General features: G+C 40.8%; 22 protein-coding genes. 9 read left to right on the forward strand and 13 right to left on the reverse strand.

What is annotated here, in order from left to right:
* Positions 1-2 precede the first annotated feature (2 nt).
* Positions 3-1,181, forward strand: a complete 1,179-nt coding sequence (locus tag H6A61_RS11895; protein WP_204393876.1) for a phosphoribosylaminoimidazolecarboxamide formyltransferase — start codon at positions 3-5, stop codon at positions 1,179-1,181.
* 92 nt (positions 1,182-1,273) lie between these two features.
* Here H6A61_RS11895 and H6A61_RS11900 read toward each other — a convergent pair whose 3' ends face one another.
* The 8 genes from H6A61_RS11900 to hpt form a co-directional block, all read right to left on the reverse strand.
* Positions 1,274-1,918: a porin family protein gene (locus tag H6A61_RS11900; RefSeq protein ID WP_204393878.1), complete on the reverse strand. Its 645-nt coding sequence runs from the start codon at positions 1,916-1,918 to the stop codon at positions 1,274-1,276.
* Positions 1,919-2,080: 162 nt separating this feature from the next.
* Complete coding sequence (locus H6A61_RS11905; RefSeq protein ID WP_204393880.1) at positions 2,081-2,599, reverse strand: outer membrane beta-barrel protein; 519 nt, start codon at positions 2,597-2,599, stop codon at positions 2,081-2,083.
* 121 nt (positions 2,600-2,720) lie between these two features.
* Positions 2,721-2,912 (reverse strand): hypothetical protein, encoded by a 192-nt coding sequence (locus H6A61_RS11910; protein ID WP_154043293.1) that lies wholly within the window; start codon positions 2,910-2,912, stop codon positions 2,721-2,723.
* 50 nt (positions 2,913-2,962) lie between these two features.
* The gene (locus H6A61_RS11915; RefSeq protein WP_154043363.1) at positions 2,963-3,625 is read right to left on the reverse strand and encodes a B3/B4 domain-containing protein; all 663 of its coding nucleotides are present in this window, start codon (positions 3,623-3,625) and stop codon (positions 2,963-2,965) included.
* A gap of 68 nt (positions 3,626-3,693) precedes the next feature.
* Positions 3,694-4,503 (reverse strand): peptidoglycan editing factor PgeF, encoded by an 810-nt coding sequence (gene pgeF / locus H6A61_RS11920; RefSeq protein ID WP_204393882.1) that lies wholly within the window; start codon positions 4,501-4,503, stop codon positions 3,694-3,696.
* Positions 4,503-5,684: a GTPase ObgE gene (obgE, locus tag H6A61_RS11925; RefSeq protein WP_204393884.1), complete on the reverse strand. Its 1,182-nt coding sequence runs from the start codon at positions 5,682-5,684 to the stop codon at positions 4,503-4,505. Before obgE ends, pgeF begins: the two co-directional genes overlap by 1 nt.
* Positions 5,685-5,844: 160 nt before the next feature.
* Positions 5,845-6,414 carry an adenylate kinase gene (locus tag H6A61_RS11930; protein WP_154043290.1) on the reverse strand — a complete coding sequence of 190 codons (570 nt, stop codon included), beginning with the start codon at positions 6,412-6,414 and terminating at the stop codon, positions 5,845-5,847.
* Between the two features lie 106 nt (positions 6,415-6,520).
* Complete coding sequence (hpt, locus tag H6A61_RS11935) at positions 6,521-7,060, reverse strand: hypoxanthine phosphoribosyltransferase (RefSeq protein WP_204393886.1); 540 nt, start codon at positions 7,058-7,060, stop codon at positions 6,521-6,523.
* Between the two features lie 156 nt (positions 7,061-7,216).
* Between hpt and H6A61_RS11940 the strand changes: the two genes are divergently transcribed.
* From H6A61_RS11940 to H6A61_RS11950, 3 genes are all read left to right on the forward strand, one after another.
* Entirely contained in the window at positions 7,217-8,734 is a 1,518-nt protein-coding gene (locus H6A61_RS11940; protein ID WP_204393888.1) for an NAD(P)H-hydrate dehydratase, read from the forward strand.
* Between the two features lie 19 nt (positions 8,735-8,753).
* On the forward strand, positions 8,754-9,818 hold the full coding sequence (locus tag H6A61_RS11945) for a DUF4831 family protein (RefSeq protein WP_204393890.1): 1,065 nt from the start codon (positions 8,754-8,756) through the stop codon (positions 9,816-9,818).
* A gap of 92 nt (positions 9,819-9,910) precedes the next feature.
* Positions 9,911-10,468 (forward strand): DUF3332 domain-containing protein, encoded by a 558-nt coding sequence (locus H6A61_RS11950; RefSeq protein WP_204393892.1) that lies wholly within the window; start codon positions 9,911-9,913, stop codon positions 10,466-10,468.
* A gap of 95 nt (positions 10,469-10,563) precedes the next feature.
* Here the strand turns inward: H6A61_RS11950 and H6A61_RS11955 are convergent, their stop codons facing one another.
* The 3 genes from H6A61_RS11955 to H6A61_RS16005 form a co-directional block, all read right to left on the reverse strand.
* Entirely contained in the window at positions 10,564-10,875 is a 312-nt protein-coding gene (locus H6A61_RS11955) for a hypothetical protein (protein ID WP_204393894.1), read from the reverse strand.
* An 85-nt stretch (positions 10,876-10,960) separates the two neighbouring features.
* Positions 10,961-12,598 (reverse strand): TonB-dependent receptor domain-containing protein, encoded by a 1,638-nt coding sequence (locus H6A61_RS16000; protein ID WP_239469201.1) that lies wholly within the window; start codon positions 12,596-12,598, stop codon positions 10,961-10,963.
* A 15-nt stretch (positions 12,599-12,613) separates the two neighbouring features.
* On the reverse strand, positions 12,614-13,762 hold the full coding sequence (locus H6A61_RS16005; RefSeq protein ID WP_239469202.1) for a TonB-dependent receptor: 1,149 nt from the start codon (positions 13,760-13,762) through the stop codon (positions 12,614-12,616).
* A gap of 186 nt (positions 13,763-13,948) precedes the next feature.
* Between H6A61_RS16005 and H6A61_RS11965 the strand changes: the two genes are divergently transcribed.
* Positions 13,949-14,995 carry a sensor histidine kinase gene (locus H6A61_RS11965; RefSeq protein WP_239469203.1) on the forward strand — a complete coding sequence of 349 codons (1,047 nt, stop codon included), beginning with the start codon at positions 13,949-13,951 and terminating at the stop codon, positions 14,993-14,995.
* Positions 14,996-14,997: 2 nt separating this feature from the next.
* Complete coding sequence (locus H6A61_RS11970) at positions 14,998-15,711, forward strand: LytR/AlgR family response regulator transcription factor (RefSeq protein ID WP_239469204.1); 714 nt, start codon at positions 14,998-15,000, stop codon at positions 15,709-15,711.
* A gap of 7 nt (positions 15,712-15,718) precedes the next feature.
* Here the strand turns inward: H6A61_RS11970 and H6A61_RS11975 are convergent, their stop codons facing one another.
* Together H6A61_RS11975 and H6A61_RS11980 are read right to left on the reverse strand one after the other, a co-directional pair.
* The gene (locus tag H6A61_RS11975) at positions 15,719-16,297 is read right to left on the reverse strand and encodes a Crp/Fnr family transcriptional regulator (protein WP_204393898.1); all 579 of its coding nucleotides are present in this window, start codon (positions 16,295-16,297) and stop codon (positions 15,719-15,721) included.
* Between the two features lie 52 nt (positions 16,298-16,349).
* Entirely contained in the window at positions 16,350-17,690 is a 1,341-nt protein-coding gene (locus tag H6A61_RS11980; protein WP_204393900.1) for an MATE family efflux transporter, read from the reverse strand.
* A gap of 211 nt (positions 17,691-17,901) precedes the next feature.
* On the opposite strand from H6A61_RS11980, the gene H6A61_RS11985 reads away from it, so the two are divergent.
* From H6A61_RS11985 to menD, 3 genes are read left to right on the forward strand one after another with little or no spacing between them, the layout of a single operon-like run.
* A complete protein-coding gene (locus tag H6A61_RS11985; RefSeq protein WP_204393902.1) occupies positions 17,902-18,327 on the forward strand; it encodes a PaaI family thioesterase in 426 nt (141 codons plus the stop codon).
* A complete protein-coding gene (locus H6A61_RS11990) occupies positions 18,324-19,439 on the forward strand; it encodes an isochorismate synthase (protein ID WP_204393904.1) in 1,116 nt (371 codons plus the stop codon). Before H6A61_RS11985 ends, H6A61_RS11990 begins: the two co-directional genes overlap by 4 nt.
* Positions 19,440-19,488: 49 nt before the next feature.
* Positions 19,489-21,153, forward strand: a complete 1,665-nt coding sequence (gene menD / locus H6A61_RS11995) for a 2-succinyl-5-enolpyruvyl-6-hydroxy-3-cyclohexene-1-carboxylic-acid synthase (protein WP_204393906.1) — start codon at positions 19,489-19,491, stop codon at positions 21,151-21,153.
* The last annotated feature ends 113 nt before the right edge of the window (positions 21,154-21,266 follow it).

Below are 21,266 nucleotides of genomic sequence, written 5' to 3' on the forward strand. Positions count from 1 at the left end.
TTATGGCTAAAGAACTTGAACTGAAATACGGATGCAATCCTAACCAGAAACCTGCACGTATTTTCATGAAAGAAGGGGAACTGCCTATTGAGGTCCTGAACGGACGCCCCGGTTACATCAACTTCCTTGATGCGCTGAACGGATGGCAGCTAGTAAAAGAACTGAAAGAAGCTACAGGAATGCCTGCTGCTACATCATTCAAGCATGTCAGCCCTGCCGGTGCTGCTATCGGTCTTGAACTTGACGAAACTATGAAGAAAATATACTTCGTCGATGGTCTTCCTCTTTCTCCGCTTGCTAATGCTTACGTACGTGCCCGCGGTGCAGACCGTATGTCTTCTTACGGCGACTTTATTGCTCTGAGCGACATCTGCGATGAAGAGACAGCCCGTTTCATCAACCGCGAAGTATCCGACGGTGTTATCGCTCCGGGATATACAGATACTGCTTTGGAAATACTGAAAGCAAAACGTAAAGGTACTTATAATGTAATCAAGATTGACCCTAACTACGTTCCTGCCCCTATCGAGACAAAAGAAGTGTTCGGTGTAACTTTCGAACAGGGAAGAAACGAAATCAAGCTGAACGGCGACGATTTGTTCCAGAACATCCCTACTCAGAACAAGAACTTTACAGATGCTGCAAAGCGTGACCTTATGATTGCGCTTATCACTCTGAAATATACTCAGTCAAACTCTGTATGCTACGTCAAGGACGGACAGGCTATCGGTATTGGTGCCGGACAGCAGAGCCGTATCCACTGTACACGTCTTGCCGGAAACAAGGCAGACATCTGGTATCTGCGCCAGCATCCGAAAGTACTGAACTTGCCATGGGTTGAAAAAATCCGCCGTGCAGACCGCGACAACACTATCGACATCTACATCAGCGAAGACCACGACGATGTATTGGCTGACGGAGTATGGCAACAGTTCTTCACAGAAAAACCTGAAGTATTGACACGCGAAGAAAAACGTGTATGGCTTGACACACTGAAAGGTGTAGCTCTTGGTTCAGATGCGTTCTTCCCATTCGGCGACAATATCGAACGTGCTCACAAGAGTGGTGTGGAATTCATTGCACAGGCAGGTGGCTCTGTACGCGATGACCATGTTATCGAAACTTGCGACAAATACGGCATTGCAATGGCATTCACAGGCATTCGTCTGTTCCACCATTAATATCATGCCTGATATATAGATATAAAAAAACTCCTGACAGAAACTTCCGAAAAAAAGCAACTGTCAGGAGTTTTTTTATTTATATACACTTATCAGAATTTATACCCAAATGTAAAATACATAGAGAAATTATACGGTGATTCTTTCGGAGCTATCTTGCAGAATCCGAAATCTGCATCAAGTCCTACAGTCCAGTCTTTAAAATCAAGACCTGCTCCCATTTGGACTCCGGCATCAAATCTGTTATATCCGTCAGCAATATAGTTTCCACCAAGATACAAATCATCAAAAGTCGCCCATGACATTGTAAGTGCATCAATATTCGTCTCCGACTTACCTGATATACCATATGCAATATACGGACCTACAGTGAACACCATATCAAACTTTGATGTAGCTCCAACATGGAATGCAGCCAAAAGAGGCATCTGGAAATAATTCTGATTGGAATGTACTTTTGAAAGGACATTCTCACCGGTAACAAAATTATTATACATTTTATAGCTTGCACCTTTTGATGTCCAGTTCAATCCGGTCTGAAAAGAAACCAGCCAATTCAACGGGATATCCAAAGTCACTCCTACTTTCGGGTTAAACAAAGGCTTGCTTCCATCTGCATTCTTACCCATCCATGCCGACATACCGACACCTACTTCCATACCCCATTGTACTTTATTTTGTGCAACTGCCGGAAAAAATGACAGCATACATAACATAGCAACTAACAGTTTCTTCATAATATTCCTTTTTATATTTTATCAGTAAAGACAAAATTAAAGAAATTAATGATAAATCATACAAAATAGGGCATAAAAAAATGACAGTTCATTTTAATCAAGGAAACAAAGCGTTTTGATTAAAATGAACTGTCGTTTTTTTAAAACGTATGAACGCTATTTTTAGAATGCGTATTCTATACCGATAGAGATTGCTTCGCCATCAGCATATACTCCGAAACCACTATTGCTAGTGCCTCTATAATCCTGACGGAACCCTGCGAAACCTACTTTAGATACAAAGCTGAAATTTTCGTTGAGTTTTACAGCAATACCAGGTTTCACACCCAATTCAAAACCTGCATCAGCATCTGTATGTTTCTGCTTATTTATAGAAACACCAAATCCCATATCAAGGAACAAACGTACAATATCATTCTCATAATAAGAGAAACGTGCATAAGGTGCCAAAGCGAAAGCTGTAGAAGAAACACCGTCACCACCGTTCACATCAAGAATCAATTGTCCGCCAACAGACCATTTTTCGTTTAATCCGTAACCGAATTCAGGGCTGATAGAGAATGTAGTTTTATCAAGATCGTGATTTCTCCATAAACTGATTCCACCACCAACATACATTTCCTGTGCGTAAGCAGTAACTACTGCAAACAACACGAATAAAGTCATTAATACTTTTTTCATAATTCTCATTTTTTAGTTGTTAAACTATTCAGTTTTTATTTAAAAACAAATTTCGGGAAAATATGTTATAAAAATAACCTTCAATTGATAAATTTAATCAATACATTAAAAACAGAACAGTTTATCCGTTTTTATGACGATTTGCTCTGCGACGACGTATCTCTGCTTTCATCTTTGCAGCTCCGGAATTATGAAGTCCGGTAATATAGGTTTTCTTTTTCGCCTTAGTCTTAACCTTCTCTTCTTTTTTTGCTGCAGGAGATTTTGCTCCCTTGAAGATTATACCTTCTGTCAATATCTTTTCTATATCCATAATCTCGTATTTATATATGTATAACCAATAAAAAGATTAAATGTTCATTCTTAACTGAAATAAATGATTTCTATCTCCGTTGCTTCGGCAAATTCTTTAAGCAAATCGACCATAAAACCTACGGCCTCTTCCAGTCCTTCCTTGCCGCTATAGGCATTCATTATAGCAAGAAGTCTGGTTGTACCGGCAGTTATCTTTGTGCGTTCGTTATCACTTGTGGGAGTTCCTACTCCTCCAACAGCATCACGATATACCGGCATACCTTCAATGTTCAGTTCACCTCTGCCTATACCTTCGTAAGGCTCGCCTGCCTTACCTATACCAAGAACGAGCTCATCGCCTTGTATCTTATCAAGATCAAAACCTCCTATGGAATGTCCGCAATTTATGGAAGCCAGATTGATAAGATCCACCAAAGTATCTATCTGATATAATGGAATACCACGAAGGATACGACGGCATAATGCTTCGGACGACGGACGATAACGGCTAGGGTCCTTACCACATTTCTTGTATGCCTGACGTGTTGCCTGTATCGATGGCATGTCCTTTATGGAATCTGTGGTATATTTAGAACGGTAAAGCTCCGTAAACTCGTCTATGCGTTTCCACAACTGTTCATTATAACCGGAATTCTTTACTCTGGCAAAAACCGCAGCTCCCTGAAAACCCGGCCAAGCCTGTTTCAGTTCGTCTGAAACAACAATATTTATCTTTCTATTTTCCATAAACGCTTTCTAAATTGTTTTATTCTTTTACACAGAAATATATGGTGTAACAATTATTCATCTTTCAGAATTATCCCCGAAATAATTCTGCCTGAATTTATTCCTAACCTACGGGCAGAAAAGAAATCTTCGTTTGCGGTATATGTACATATTCCGCTCACTTCTATATTATCCGGATTTACTCCGGCTGAAATAAGCTGTATTCTGTTTGCTTCCCAAAGATCAATATGCCATTTTGAGTATCTCCGTGATATAACATTCATATCAAATCCGGCATCTTGAAAAGCCTGATAAACCTCATCGCCAACCTCAAAAGACTGTAAAGAAATGCCCGGACCTATAACTGCTACTACATCTTGCATCCGCGTTCCATATTCTTCATGCATCTTTCTCAGAGTTTTCTCCACTATACGTGCCACCGTACCGCGCCATCCGGCATGTATTGCCGCAATTGCCTTATTACGTACATCATAGCAAAGCACAGGGATACAGTCGGCTGTGGATATACACAGACATATACCTTTAAGGTTGGTTATAACGGCATCCACGCCTTCAATCATATTTTTCCTTACAGTCTCATCCGAATTCAGGTAGTCGCTGTCTATTGTACGTATCTCCGTAGAATGTATCTGATGCGGTATCACGAATGTATTTGGGCGGAACGGCATTATATCAGCCAGCAGGCTTCTATTCCGTTCTACATTTTCCGGTTTGTCACCGCAATAATGGTTGCAGTTGAAAGATGAATACTGTCCGGTGCTATATCCGCCATGTCGAGTGGTAGAGAAACAAAAAATGTCAGCATACGATTCGTTCAAACCGTACACTAACATTCTTTTATCTGTTGAAAATAAGTTATTCATTATTTTTCGGGTTCGTCATCCCAATCCTCTTCTTCATATTCATATTCGAAATCATCGTCGGCATCATCCTCATATTCATATTCAAAGTCTTCATCCTCTCCCATATCCTGAAGTTCCTGCTGAAGTTTTGAAACATCTTTCGAACGATGTACGATTGCATCACGTCTTACAGCCTCAAGCTGATTGCTTTCCTTGTTAAGCTCTGCCCAAAGGATATCTTTAAGCTGCTGAATTCCCATATTCGCCACAGAAGATATAAACACATGAGGAATACCTTCAGGCAATGTCGGTTCAAGCATGCTTATGAGCTCATCGTCTAGCATATCGCATTTTGTTATGGCCAGAACACGCTGCTTATCGAGCATTTCAGGATTGAACGTTGCAAGCTCATTCAGCAATATTTCATACTCTTTGCGTATATCATCAGTATCGCCAGGCACCATGAAAAGCAAAAGTGAGTTACGCTCTATGTGGCGCAGGAAACGAAGTCCGAGTCCTTTACCCTCGCTTGCTCCTTCTATTATACCAGGTATATCTGCCATAACGAATGATTTTCCGTCACGATATGACACTATACCCAAATTAGGCTCAAGTGTTGTAAACGGATAATTGGCAATCTTAGGACGTGCTGCAGATACAGTGGAAAGCAAAGTTGATTTTCCAGCATTTGGAAAACCTACAAGACCTACATCGGCAAGCAGTTTCAATTCCAGTATCACCGTCATTTCCTGCATCGGCTCGCCCGGCTGTGCAAATCGTGGAGCCTGACGTGTAGCTGTACGGAAATGCCAGTTACCCAAACCTCCGCGTCCACCTTTCAGCAAAATTACTTCCTGACCGTGGTCTGTTATATCGCACACATACTCTCCGGTATCAGCATTGTAAACCACAGTACCGCACGGCACTTCTATCACCTTGTCGGCACCGTCTTTACCGAAGCTCTTGTTCTTGGAGCCATTACCTCCATGCTCGGCAAACACGTGACGTTCATATTTCAGGTGAAGCAACGTCCAGTAATTGCGGTTACCACGCAGAATTACATGACCTCCTCTACCACCGTCGCCCCCGTCGGGACCACCGTTTGGCACATACTTTTCGCGACGCATATGTACAGAGCCGCGACCTCCCTTACCGGAGCGGCAGTAGATTTTTACATAATCAACAAAATTCGATTCAGCCATATTTTTGTTAGAAGTTTGAGAAGTTAGATTGAGAATTTTGAGAAGTTAGATTGGATAATTAAAAAAGAAGTAAATTTGAAAAGTTAGAGAAGTTATGTTGAGAGGCAATACAACTTCTTCACCTCCTTTAACTTCTCTAACTTCTTTACCTTCTTATAAATTAAAGTTTGTCAATTGCAGTACAGATGTCAGCAAAGATACCGTCCATAGTTCCAAGACCGTTGATGTGCTGATATTTGCCATCGTTCTTGTACCAGTCGATAAGCGGAGCTGTCTGAGAGTGGTAAACTACAAGACGTTTCTTGATTGTTTCTTCATTGTCATCAGCACGTCCTGATTCCTGACCACGCTTGATAAGACGAGTCATCAGTTCATCTTCCGGAACTTCAAGATCCAGCATAATAGAAACTTCCTGACCACGAACTTTAAGCATTTCCTTCAAAGCTTCTGCCTGAGCGATAGTACGTGGGAAACCGTCGAAGATTACACCTTTGCTATCTTTGAAGCTATCGAATACACTTGCAAGGATATCAATCATCAATGCGTCAGGAATAAGCTGACCGTTGTCGATATATCCTTTTGCAGTTTTACCAAGTTCTGTTCCGTTCTTGATTTCAGCACGCAAAACGTCGCCTGTTGAAATGTGGTTCAAACCATACTTTTCTACTATACGTGCACTCTGAGTTCCTTTACCTGATCCAGGAGCACCAAAAATTACGATGTTCAACATTTTGTTTAAGTTTTTGAGTTTATATAAGTTTTTATCAGTTGACGAGTTGACAAGGTTACCATCCGGACGGGAACCTTCTATTAACTTGTAACTAAAGCCTTGTTCACTATTCATTGACTACAGTGTATATATCTCGATAATTACGTCCCTTTCCGTCGTAATCAAGACCGTAGCCTACTATAAAATCATTAGGAATATTCATTGCCACATAATCAATATCCAGTTTTACCTGCAACTTGTCAGGTTTTACCAGCAATGTAGCTATACGTATATCCTTTGGATTTTTTGAACGTAATGTTTCTACGAGACGTTGCATAGTGAAACCAGTGTCTATAATATCTTCAACTATAACAACAGTCCTTCCCTCTATATTTTCATTCAGACCGACCAGTTCTTTCACCTTTCCTGTAGAAGATGTACCCTCATAAGAAGCCAGTTTCACAAACGATATTTCACATGGAAGACTGATACGCTTCATCAAATCGGCCGTAAACATGAACGAACCGTTCAAAACGCTGAGAAACAGAGGTTCAGTTCCTTCCAAATCACGATTAATCTCATCTGCTACACGCGATACTTCTTTCAATATCTTATCTTCAGTAATAAATGTAGTAAACGACTTGTCTTTTATCCGAATAGTACTCATAGAATTATGCAAAATTAAAATTGCGGACAAATTTACGCAATTTTCGACAAATGTCAACACTACCTTTTAAGTATTTAAGTATATTTTGAAGATTAAATAGCGTATAGTTCGTATGTTTTTACTACTTTTACCAACAAAATACCATTTTAAGAAGTAATGAAAATTTTAAGTTGCGCACAACAGAAAGAAGCCGATGCTTACACTATAGAGCACGATTCTATATTATCCATCAATCTAATGGAAAAGGCCGCAAGCCTGATAACAGATGCTATATGCAGAAGATGGAACAAATCACACAGGATAGTTGTATTTGCCGGTCCGGGCAACAACGGGGGCGACGCTGTAGCTGTGGCCCGCATGTTACACTTGAAGAACTATCAGGTACAAGTAGTACTATTCAATATTAAAGGTAACCTGTCGGAAGATTGCCTCACAAACATCAAGAGACTTCAGGAATGCGGATTTACAAATTATACAGAAGTAAGCACACAATTTGACCCGCCGAAACTTTCGGCAGACGACATTGTAATCGACGGCCTCTTCGGCACAGGACTGAACATGCCTTTAAGCGGAGGTTTTGCTGCCGTGGTGCAATATATTAATGCCTCTCCTGCCAAAGTTGTATCTATAGACATTCCATCCGGAATGATGGGCGAGGACAATACCAGAAACATACGTCAGAACATTATCAAAGCTAATCTTACGCTTACAATAAACCTGCCAAAACTGTCATTCCTTTTTGCTGAAAACGAAGACTTGATTGGAGAGCTTGAAGTTCTTGACATCGGTATCAACAAAGAATTTTCAAAACAGGCAGAAAGCAGCAATTACATAATAGAAGAAAAAGAAGTAGCCGAAATAGTCAGACCAAGAAAGAAATTTGCACATAAAGGCAATTTCGGACATGCGCTGATAATTGCCGGTTCATACGGAATGGGAGGTGCAGCAGTACTGTCTGCCAAAAGTTGTTTGAGATGTGGTACAGGACTACTTACAGTACATACACCTGTATGCAACCACCTTCTTTTACAGGCAAGCGTTCCTGAAGCAATGGCACAGGACGACATGGACGACAGATTCTTTGCCGAAGTGATAGATCTGGACAGCTATCAGGCACTCGGCATAGGTCCAGGACTGGGACAGGAAGAATTTACGGCACAAGCTATAATCAACCAATTAAAAGAATGTTATATACCAGCCGTAATAGATGCCGATGCAATAAATGCTTTAAGTACTTACAGAAACCAACTGAACTGCGTACCAAAAGGTTCTATCCTTACACCACATGTAAAAGAGCTTGAAAGACTCGTAGGAAGATGCAGCAACAGTTTCGAAAGAATACAAAAAGCAAAGGATCTGGCATCATATCTGCAAATATATATAATACTCAAGGGAGCATGGAGTGTAGTCATAACTCCGGAAGGAGAATGTCACTTCAACCCGACAGGCAATCCTGGCATGGCAACAGGAGGCAGCGGCGATGTTCTGACCGGTATATTGACATCACTTCTTGCACAAGGATATTCCTCTAAGGAAGCATGTCTTTTGGGAGTATATCTACATGGAATGGCAGGAGATATAGCTGCAGAGAAATTTGGAGAAATAAGCATGAATGCATCCGACATTATCAATTCATTACCGGAAGCATGGAAACAACTTTCAAACAAAAGATAAAAAACAAAAACTATAGCTTATGAACAAAAAAGGAATTATGGCATTGGCTTTAGTTGCAGCCTATGCTTTTGGAACAAACGCACAGAATGTGGATTATTATACTCCCGGAGAAGGAGAAGGTATTGCATTTTTCTTACCTAAAACAGCTGTAGAAGTTAATGTCATTGCAACAAAGGTAAAATATACGCCAGGAGATTTCTGTCAATACGCTAACAGGTATTTAAGAATAAACAATGTTACATCCGAGTCGTCAACAGACTGGGAAATAAAAAAAATAGAAGTACGCCCCGTAGGAATACCAGATTCTACCAAAGCCTATATAATGAAACTCAGTGATAAAAGTGTAATGTCAAATATTGAGGTTACAGACAACAACATTATAAAAGCTATAAACACTTCTGCACCAAAGTCTGCAAAAGCAGAATATATTCTGGAAATGCCACAACGCGCAGAAGATGGAAGAAAATACATGACAGAAGAAATTATTACTGCCGGTTCTACAGCTAAAATGGCAGAGCTTACAGCAAAAGAAATCTACAACATACGTGAAAGCAAGAATCTTATTCTAAGAGGACAGGCGGACACTATGCCTAAGGACGGTGCTTCACTAAAACTGATAATGGACAATCTGGAAAAACAGGAAAAAGCATTGGTACAGATGTTCACTGGAATAAAGACCAGAGAAGACAAACTATTTACAGCTGTCATTCTTCCGGAAGGCGATACCACTGAAAAAGTGGTCATGAGATTTTCACAAAAACTGGGAGTATTGTCATCAGACAATCTTGCAGGTGAACCTATGTACATAAAAATTGAGAACATCAATCCGGCACAAACATCTGCTGCAGACAGTGAAGATGGCAAAAAGAAAAAAGCTCCTAAAGGCATTATATACAATATTCCAGCAAAAGCAAATGTAATGCTTACATTTAAAGGAAAGACATTATTTGAAGATAATAATATGATGTTTGCACAGTTTGGCAATACTGAGTTACTGGTGAACGATCTTTTTAATAAGAAAGTAAACACACGTGTAATCTTCGATACTGTTACTGGAGGGATACAAAAAATAGACAAAGATTAATTAAAAGAGAATATTGATAAAATATTTGTTTTTTAGAAAAAATAGTCTAACTTTGCGTATAGTATATTAATACAACTATTTATACGTAGATTATGAAAAAACTAAAAATTAAAGTAGTATGTGCTTTACTAGGTGGAAGCCTGCTATTCTCTTCATGTATCGGTTCTTTTGCTTTATGGAACAACTTAAAAGACTGGAATCAAGGTATTGGTAACAAATTTGTAAACGAGTTAGTATTTTTGGCATTTAATATTATTCCAGTTTATGGTGTTGCATACTTTGCTGACGTTGTAGTTCTCAACTCTATTGAATTCTGGAGCGGATCAAACCCTCTAGCTGACGTTGGTACTACAAAAACAGTAAAAGGCGAAAATGGGGAATACCTCATCAGAACAAACGAGAACGGATACAGCATCTCTAAAAAGGGAGAAGACGTTTCTATCGATTTGGTTTACAATCAGGAAAACCGTACATGGAATGCATTGTGTGACGGTGAATCATACGAACTTATGACAATGAACGAAGACGGAACAATAACAGTGAAACTGCAGGACGGAAACACTGTAACAGTTCTTCCTGACCAGCAAGGTCTGGCTTCAGTACGCGCTCTCAGCGGCTCACAAACTACTCTGTTTACAGCCGCAAGATAATATCTCGTTTAAATTGTACACAAAAACTTTCAGGCATCATAAAAATAGTGTTTTTTATGATGCCTGTTTTTATTTTGAGCATGTAATATCAATTGTTATTTTGTTCTCTTTCTCTTTTCAGACTTCATTTTTTCAAACTTAGCCTTCTGATTGTCAGTCAATAATGAAGAAATCTTGGAGTTCAATTCATCCATCTTTGCCTTTCTCTCCTCACGCGACACTTTCTGATTGAAAAAATCTTTATATAAATCTGTTATCTGTTTTTCCTGTTCATCTGTCAGGTCCAGCTTTTTATCCCAATTCTCTACTACCTGTTCCGGAGTTCTTTTTTCTCCACCTTTACGTTGTGCATCTATTGTCTGGAAGCACATAACAGCCATTAAGGCTAAAAATAAAATCTTTTTCATACTGTTTAAATTTTGAGTTTATAAATAATATATAATTATCTTGTTTAAAAGGCTTTGCAAGAGTTTTGCAAAAGCCTTCCTGTCATTATCGGATTGTATATACAAAACTTACCATTGCATACGGTTTAAGCACATTGCTGTTTATATAGTCGTAATAGTTGCTTCCAGTGCTGTGCGTGAATGCCTGGTTCTGCTTCAGGATATCGAAAGCCTCAACCTTTATTTCCGCCGCGTTGTTCTTCAGGAATTTCTTTCCCAATGACACATTCCATAGGAAATAATCTTCATTACCGATATCAAGCCCTGTATAACCTATATAATTGAATGTACTGCGGAATGTCAGTCCCCAAAAGAATGTCCAACCCAATTTGGCTGCGGCGTTATGAGTGATATAATCACCTGTACCGCTGGCTGTGTTTAATGAACTGTATATTTTGTTTATTCCAGCCGAGTAGGAAGCAGTAAAGTCCAGATTCTGACTGATATTGCTACCTATAATCACTTTCGGGATGATGTTCAATTCGTTTGTCTTACTCTTCTCACCGTTGAAAATGGTAGGAACATTAGAATAGTTAGCCGATACACTGAAATTGATGTTACTGCGAATCAAGTCGAACGGGAAACCATATGTAATCATTGACTGCAGACTGTAATATCCGTCCATATTTACAGGTTTGGTGAACTGCGAACCTTTATTCAGAGTAACATTGTCTGAAATCCATATATCTTCTTTAGCTATAAATGTACTGTCCGCCACATAACCTAATTTAGCTGTACCTCCAATCATTGCAATAAATGTCTGTCCCGATTTCGTTGTACGTATGTATCGGAGGTTAGCTGTATGTGAAATCTGCTGGTCCAAATCCGGATTACCTGTAGAAAGGAATAAAGGATTTGAGTTATCTACCACACTCTGAAGGTCAGTAACCGACGGTGACGATGAGCTGCTTCTGTATCTCAGCATAAACGAATTTGTTCTGTCTAACGAATATCTTAAATTGAACGAAGGCAGGAATGAAAAATAATTGTTATTCATTCTGTCCGGACTAGGATATATAAGATCACCCGACAATTCAGACCACTGTACATCTGCACCAATCATTGCATTCAGCCTTCCTGCATGATAACGAAGTCCGACATTTCCGGCATGAGTTGTATATCCAGTCTGATATACACTTGACAGACTCTCATCCAGCTGGTCATATAAGTCGGTTACTGATGATTTCATATATGTTTTCCTGTCTGAATCAGAATCAGAATATGAGAACTTATATCCCAACTGTAGCTGCATGTGGTCAGTCAGTTTTTCTGTATAACTGAGATTAGAACGGAAACTGTACTGTTTGTTCATTGTGTTCTTATACTGGCTGTACTCCTCTGTCTGAGGTGTACCGGACAGCATATTCAGTGTATTCAGATAGTCTGTATAAGTTCCCCCTTCGGTATTACTCATCTTACCATTCATCATGAGTGACAATGTTCTGCCTTCAACAGGAAAGCGATGACGTAAAATAATATCAGCGCCAAGATTATATGCATCAGTACCACCATTAGTATTGGTATGTGTCTCAGTATCGGTCAGTCCGCTTATCATATTCTGTCCGTCAAGCACTGATACATTATCATTATTCTGAAAGCTTAATGTAGGGCGGAACTGGAGCGATGTTCTGTCCGAAATCCTGTAATCAAGCTTCATATTGAAACGGTGATTCCAGTTCTCCATTGTCTTTTCCTGATATTAGTCGTATGTCATACCTGGAAGCACAGATTCAAAATATTCACGCTCAGTCCGCTGTTGAGTAAGGTTTTCAGACTGGTTAAAGAAATAACTTCCTGTGATATTGACCTTCTCACCCCATTTGTCAACGTAGTTAAGTCCGACACCGTTTGTAGAAGTGATACCTCCCATGCTGCCTACCATGAAATCAGAGGTATTACCTCCTCCACCGGAACCGCCACGGCCTCCTCCGCCGCCACCGCCACGTCTTCCGCGACCACCACCTTTGGCTGATGACGACATAACTCCGGCAAGGTCTTCCTGAGAGAAATTCTGCTGATTGACATTATTAGACATTCCAAGAACTGAAATTCTTCGGTCATCATTAAAGAAGTTTATATTACCATTCAACTTATATCTGTCTTCAGTACCATATCCGGCAGAAACCTCACCGAAAGTACCCTGACGATATCCACCCTTTGTTATGATATTGATGGTTTTTACTTCCTCTCCATCGTCAAAACCGGTAAATTCGGCCTGCTCGCTCTTTTTATCAAACACCTCAATACTTGCTATGACGTCAGAAGGCAAGTTTTTTATGGCAAGATTTACGTCACCCTCGAAAAACTCTTTTCCATCTACCAATATTTTTTTCACATCTTCACCTTGCGCCTGTATTGTTCCTCCTTCGACAACTATACCGGGCATCTTCAACAACAGATCCTCTGCCGAGCTTCCCTGCATCACCTTAAACGCCTCGGCATTATAGAACAGACTGTCGCCTTTCTGTTCGGCACGTGTGGCACGTCCTTGTACAGACACTTCACCAAGCATCAAAGCGTTCTCATCGAGTTTAAAAGTAACAATATAACTGTCTTTCTTATCAGTAACTTTCAATCTTTTCTCGTCTGATTTATAACCGACGTATGTAACTTCAAGCACATAACTGTCATACGATACGGATTTAAATAAAAACTTTCCATCAAGATCAGTAGAAGTATATTTCTTCACATCCCTATCCGAAGATGGTGCTATACTTACAGTAGCCGAAGGCAACGGCTCTCCGGTATTCTTGTCTGTCACGGTTCCGCTCATCGTAACCCTCCCCTGTGCCACCAACATCAACGGCACTAACAATAAAGCAATAGATATAAAAAGTTTCAGTCTCATATAATGTTAAATTTTTCGTTTCTGATACAAAGCTACTCAAGAATAAGCTACGAAAAACGCCTCCAGACGAATGCAGTGGCGAACGACACACTTCAAGTGGTAAACGACAAACTCCGATTTTTAACATTTCATTTATTCGCTTTTTCGGCATATTTATTTTACTTTTGCATTATAACTCTATACGATATGAACAACAAGTACTTACCTATAGGCATTGACCTATTTTTCTGTATCATACTACTCCCCGCCATGATGATGATGCTTCCTGTTGACAAATGGCTGGAAAGTAATTCACTCTTTGTTATTACTCTGATAGTATGGCTTTATGCCGTATATTTCTGTATCAAGCAAATCAGTGTCCCTATGGTGCTCAAAGACAGAAAACATCTGCTTATAGCAATAGCTGTTTTATTAGGCACAATATTCATTACATGGCTTATCACACAGTACCAGATGGATTTTCCTTTCAGAGGCCACAAACCGAGAATGGACAAATTCATAAAAAAGGCAATGAACATAACAAGAATAAAGCAACATCAGCAAGGTACATGGTTCATGTATCTGGTAACAGTATGTTTCAGCATAGCCGTAGGTCTTCTGACAGAACTGTACAAGCAGATTATGGCAAGACAAGCAAGCGAATTCGAGAAAAAGAAAGCCGAACTGGCACTATACAAGGCACAGATTAATCCGCATTTCCTTTTCAACACCCTGAACACCCTATACGGACTGATGATAACCCAAAGCCAGAAAGCAGAAACAGCCTTCATGCAGTTCATTGATCTGATAAAATATATGTACACAAAGGCAACACAGGACACTGTAAATATTGAGGAAGAAGCCGAATATATCGGCCAGTACATAGAATTGCAAAAGAACCGCATAGACGAAAAACGTACACATATATACTATTCATATTCAGCCGACGAATCTGCAAAAAATACCAGGATTGCACCGATGATACTTATAACTTTCATCGAGAACGCACTGAAATACGGAGCATCGTCGCACATAGAAAGCGACATCATAATAAGCCTGAAAGTAAACAATGACACACTGACGCTTTTCACAGAAAACCATACAGTGAACCCAAAACCGGAAAACAAGGAACCCGGAATAGGTATATCCAACTGCAAGAAAAGACTTGAGCTTTTATATCCTGGTAAACACAATCTGGAAATAAGCAATACAAACGGAATTTTCACCGTAAACCTTATCTTAAAACTGAAATGAGCATGAAGTGTATAGCAATAGACGACGAGCCGGTAGCTTTGAGTATTATAGAACAGTTCTGCAAACGCTGCGGCGACCTTGAAGTAACATCATATACAGACCCTATAACAGGACTGGAAAAAGTAAAGTCCTCCAAGCCGGATATAGTATTCCTCGACATAGAAATGGGAGGAATAAACGGTATTGACATAGCACGCGAACTTCCGGCAGGCATATATCTTATATTCACTACCGCCTACGCCGAATATGCCGTTGACGGATTCGAGCTGAATGCTATAGACTATCTTCACAAACCATTCTCATACTCCCGTTTCGAAAAGGCTATAGAAAGGGTACGCAGGATGAAAAAACTGGAAAGCCTTTCCGCCGCACCGGTACTTACGGAAGAGGAAGAGATAACACTGAAGGTGGAATACAAGAACGTGAAAATAAAAATAGCCTCGATAGAATATATCGAAGCTATGGACAATTATATCAAGATTTATCTCACAGATGATGACAGGCCTGTTCTTTCGCAAACCAGCATGAAATCAATCATGGAAATGCTTCCAGAGGAGAGATTCATGCGTGTACATAAGTCATATATAGTTCCATTGCACAAAGTGGCAAATTATACCCGCCGCCAACTCACACTCTATCACCGTGCAGTGGAAATACCAATAGGCCGTGTATATGCCGATGAGTTCATAAACCGTGTAGGCGAAATGAAATCATAATTATATTCTATTTTTCTTTTGCCAATTCGGCTCTAATACGGCTCAACGACTGCGGAGTGATGAACAGATAGGATGCTATATATTTCAAAGGCACATGCTTCAACAGCATAGGATCGCGTTTCAACAGATCGAGATATCTTTCTTTAGCCTGTGGAATAGAACCTGTTGCGACAATACGTTCTTCTGCAACCAGAAAGTCCTGTTCCACAAGTTTCCTTCCCAAGTTTGCACTCTCTATCGAAGAATTGAGAAACACCTCCATATTCTGTTTGCTTATTCTGTAAAGCGTGCTGTCGGTAATGGCTTCTATGTAGATAGGCGACGGACGGTTTGCCATATATCCCCAACTGGAGAAAACGGTCTCCCCTGTTATTGCAAACCATACAGACAGTTCCTCCCCATCGCGAAGAATATATCCACGCCATATTCCCTCCTTAATAAGATAATACGAACTGTTTGTCTCCCCAGCACGAACAAGGAAATCACCTTTCCGGAAACAAACTTCTTCCATATTATCAACAAGTTTCATACACTCCTTTTCCGTAGCACTGTATCTCTTGCAAAAAGCATCAATAAACTGCCTCATGAAATATCACTAATTAAATTCACTGATGCAAAAATAAACATTACTTTCAAGACTATCTCTTTCTTCTGCAATAAATGGTAATGACAAACAGAAAAGTGACAAATTCAGCCGCAGGAACAGACAGCCATATTCCGGGAACTCCCAATAACTTAGGCATAATCCAAAAACATGCCAGAATAAGGATATATCCACGCAATAAGGTCACAGCCATGGCAGGACGATCGCGTTCCACACTTTGAAAATATCCTATTGAAACCATATTTATTCCGAAAAATATAAATCCGGAAGCAAACAGAGGAAGTCCGCTTTCGGCTATATTATATGCCGGATATGCAGGATCTATAAACATGGAAACAATTTGAGGGGAAAAAATCTCAGTCAAAACAATGACAACCACACCGAAACCTACAGCCGAAAAGAGAGCCAGCCTAAACGCGTGATTTACCCTGACATTATTACCCTGACCGAAATTATAGCTCAGTATCGGTTGTGCAGATTGGGCTATCGCATTATATACCATGAATATTATCGGGAAGAAATAACAGGCTATACTGTATGCAGCCACACCGTCCTCGCCAGTGTAGCGCATAAACACATAGTTACCTACAAACATCATTGTAGCGATTGCACCTTCACATAAAAAAGTAGATAACCCAAGACGACACATATATCCCACATTCCGTGCAGTAAGCATAAGACTCTTCCGACTGAGTTTCACCCGCACCATATGTATGACATTTTTCCTATTAAAAAGATATATCAGAATCATAGCCGCACCTACTATATATCCAAGACTTGTAGCAAGCGCTGCCCCGAACATACCCCAACCTAATACAAAAATAAAGACATAATCCAGAACTATATTGATGACAGCCGGTATGATATTACAGAACATGGCATAATTGGGAGAACCGTCAAGACGGACAAAAAACATTCCTGAACTAAGCATTGCACTGAACACCAGGAATGGGATAAACCAGTTCATATACTCCACAGCCAAGGGCAAAAGCCTTTGCGAACTGCCAAGCAACAATGCCACCTCCTCAAGATTCAGCATTATAGCCAAAGCATAAAGTATTAGCAGCAATGATGATACCACCACAGCCTGAGTCACGTTTATACGTGCCACCTTGATTTTACCGTGCGACAAATGTATAGACGCCACCACCGAAGCACCTATACCGAACATCAGTGCCACACCGGTATTTATCAGAAACAGCGGAGCCGTGATATTAACGGCTGCCAGTGCATCGCTGCCTATGCCCTTTCCCACAAAAATTCCGTCTGTTATGATAAATATGGCAGAAAACACCATTCCCATCACCGTAGGTATCAGAAGTTTAACGAACAACTTCGATACATCCATTTTTCCAAAGTCAATACTATCTTTCATACTATCATTTTTTTCAAGGCGCAAAGTTACCCTAAAGAGTTGTTCTGAAAATTAACATATGATAAAAAACCAAGCCTGAAATATCTGTAGGCAAATTATATTTACAAAAGACGTTTCTTACAAAAAGACAAGGCTATAATTAAGATTTACAACATACTTCCATAAATCACTTTTTTTATTAACTTTGCATTCGGATAAAAACTGAAAGAATATGCAAGACAGCGAAAACTTGGCAAATGCTATTCCCGATTTAAAAGGTTCTATGGGTGAACATCTTGGTATAGAGTTTACCAGTATGGAAGAAGGGAAAGTTACAGCCATCATGCCTGTTGACCACCGCACATGCCAACCCTTCGGCATACTGAACGGAGGGGCATCACTTGCTCTCGCGGAAATAATGGCAGGTCACGGTTCAGTGCCGTTATGCTCACCCAATGAAATGCCGTGCGGCATTCAGGTAAGCGCGAACCATGTAGGAATGGTTAAAGTGGAAAAAGGAGCGTATGTTAAAGCCACCGGCACACTGATACACCGCGGAAGAACAACACACATATGGAACATAGACATAACAACCCCAGAAGGGAAACTGGTATCCACAGCCAGAATAGTTAATCAAATAGTGAAAAAACGGATATGAACAAACCTGATTCACAAATACATAAACTTATTGACAGAATGACTTGCAGCGACAAGTCGTTCGCCATTTATCGCCTTCCGTGGACAGATACACCTATTTTAGTAATGCAGGATGGCGGAGAAAATCACGTATTCGCAAACCTAAAGGAGCTTAATGGAGAAAAGGGATTTGTCATATCTCCTTTCCGTTTTACTGAAGACCATCCAGGAGTAATAATCAGACCTGACGTTACAGCTTCCGGCTGGGACGAAATAACAGAGAAGATTTCAAATGTTGTTATCGAAGAACGCCCTTCCGACCATACTACATCATCTGAAATATCGCAGACAGAACCAGACCTGAAAAAAACATATATCGAAACTTTTTCCAGATTTATAGGTCCTCTGAAAAACAAGACTTTCAGCAAACTTGTGCTTTCGCGAAATGCCGGATATACACTAAGTGACAGTTTCTCTCCTTTAGAAGCTTTCATCACAGCCTGCAACAGCTACCCACGCATGATGATTTCGCTGTCGCACACACCGGTAAGCGGCACATGGATAGGCAGTACCCCCGAAATAATCCTCAGCGGCGAGGGGAATACATGGAATACGGTGGCTCTGGCAGGTACAATGCCTATGCAGGGCGAAGTAATGCCAACCGAGTGGCATAAAAAGGAACAAGACGAACAGGCCTTCGTAAGCGAATATATCAACAAAGTAATAAAGAAATTCAGCAGTAAAATTGCCATAAAAGGTCCTTATACTACACGTGCCGGACAACTTGTCCACTTGAGAACCGATTTCCAGTTCGGACTGAAAAAAACTTCAGAACTAGGCAATCTGCTTGATGCATTGCATCCGACTCCTGCTGTATGCGGACTTCCAAAAGACAAGGCATACGATTTCATAATCGAAAACGAAGGTTACGACAGGAAATACTATTCCGGAATTATAGGATGGCTGGATCCGAACGGACATACAACACTTTATGTAAATCTTCGCTGTCTGAATGTAAGCGGCAATTACGCAACTTTATACGCCGGAGGAGGAATCCTTCCTTCATCTGACGCCAATTCGGAATGGGAAGAGACGCAGCATAAAATGAAGACTATAAAGTTAGTTATCAGTTGATAGAACCAACAACTCATAATTTTTAATTATTAATTTTTAATTTCCCAAAGTGTACACCGATAAGAAAAGCATACTACAACTGGCTGCCCTGCTTAAAGCACATGGGATAAGGAAGATAGTACTTTGCCCCGGTAGCCGCAACATACCTATTGTGCAGACACTTGCCAATATACCAGAGTTTACTTGCTATCCCGTAACCGATGAACGCAGTGCCGGATTCTTTGCACTCGGACTTGCCCTCCACGGAGGAAGCCCTGCAGCTATCTGTTGTACTTCGGGTACAGCCTTGCTGAACATTCATCCGGCAGTGGCAGAAGCTTTCTATCAGCAAGTTCCGCTGGTGGTAATATCTGCCGACCGTCCTGCAGCATGGATAGGTCAGATGGACGGACAGACATTGCCTCAGCCTGGAGTTTTCGGAAATCTTGTAAAGAAATCCGTCAACCTGCCGGAAGTAAACACCGACGAAGACGAATGGTACTGCAACCGCCTGATCAACGAGGCTCTTCTAGAACTTAACCATCACGGAAAAGGTCCTGTTCATATCAATGTACCGGTCAGCGATCCTTTCTTCCTGCTTCCGGTAAACGAGCTGCCAAACGCAAGAGTCATCACCAGATATCAGGGACTGAGCGTTTACGACAAGGACTACGAACCGCTTATCGAACGTCTGAACAAATATCAGCGCAGAATGATGGTAGTAGGTCAGATGAACCTGATTTATCTGTTCGACAAGAAATATACCAAACTGCTATACAAGCACTTCGCATGGTTCTCCGAGAATATAAGCAACCGCACCATACCGGGAATGCCTATCAAAAACATTGAACCGCTTCTATGCTCGATGGACTTCGAGGCACAGAAGAAGATGCGTCCGGAACTGCTAATCACATACGGAGGACATATCATATCAAAGCGTCTGAAAAAATTCCTTCGCCGCCACCCGCCTGTAGAACACTGGCATGTATCTGCCGACGGTGAAGTGATGGATCTATACGGCTCTCTGACTACAATAATCGAAATGGACCCGTTTGAGTTCCTCGAAAAGATTTCATCACGCATGGAAAACCGAACTCCGGAATATCCGCGCCAGTGGGAAGCTCTGTCGAAAGCCATACCTCAGGCTGAATTCGAATACTCAGAAATGAGTGCCATAGGAAAGGTTATAACCGGACTTCCTGCACCATGCTCGTTACATCTTGCCAACAGCTCGGCTGTGAGATACGCACAACTTTTCGATGATCCTCAGGAAGTTGAGATATTATCAAACAGAGGAACGAACGGTATAGAAGGCTCCCTGTCAACAGCCATAGGTTATGCCACAGCATCGGACAAGCTGAACTTCATCATCATAGGCGACCTGAGTTTCTTTTACGACATGAACGCCCTCTGGAACAATAACTACGGTTCGAACATCCGTATCCTGCTCCTTAACAACAGCGGTGGAGAGATTTTCCACGCACTGCCGGGACTTGAACTGCACGAAAACGCACGCCGTTTCGTGACAGCCACCCACACAGCATCGGCAAAGGCATGGGCTGAGGACCGCGGGCTGGAATACCTGTCTGCTCATAATGAGGAAGAGTTGAACAGCGCCACTGCACGTTTCCTCGAACCGTCTGTAACAAACCGTCCTATGCTGCTCGAAGTATTTACAGAGAAAGAAAAGGACATAGAACTGCTTAAAAAGTATTATCACAATCTGAAAAAATAATTACATCATGAGCTATAATAAGAAAACTGAATATGGTTAAAGATATTTAGCATATTTATACGTTTACTATCGGAAAAATATGATTTATGCAGAGATATGTTTTTGTAGCTTCT

Origin of the sequence: Bacteroides caecigallinarum, assembly GCF_016901995.1 — a bacterium.
GTDB classification, from domain to species: domain Bacteria; phylum Bacteroidota; class Bacteroidia; order Bacteroidales; family Bacteroidaceae; genus Phocaeicola; species Phocaeicola cellulolyticus.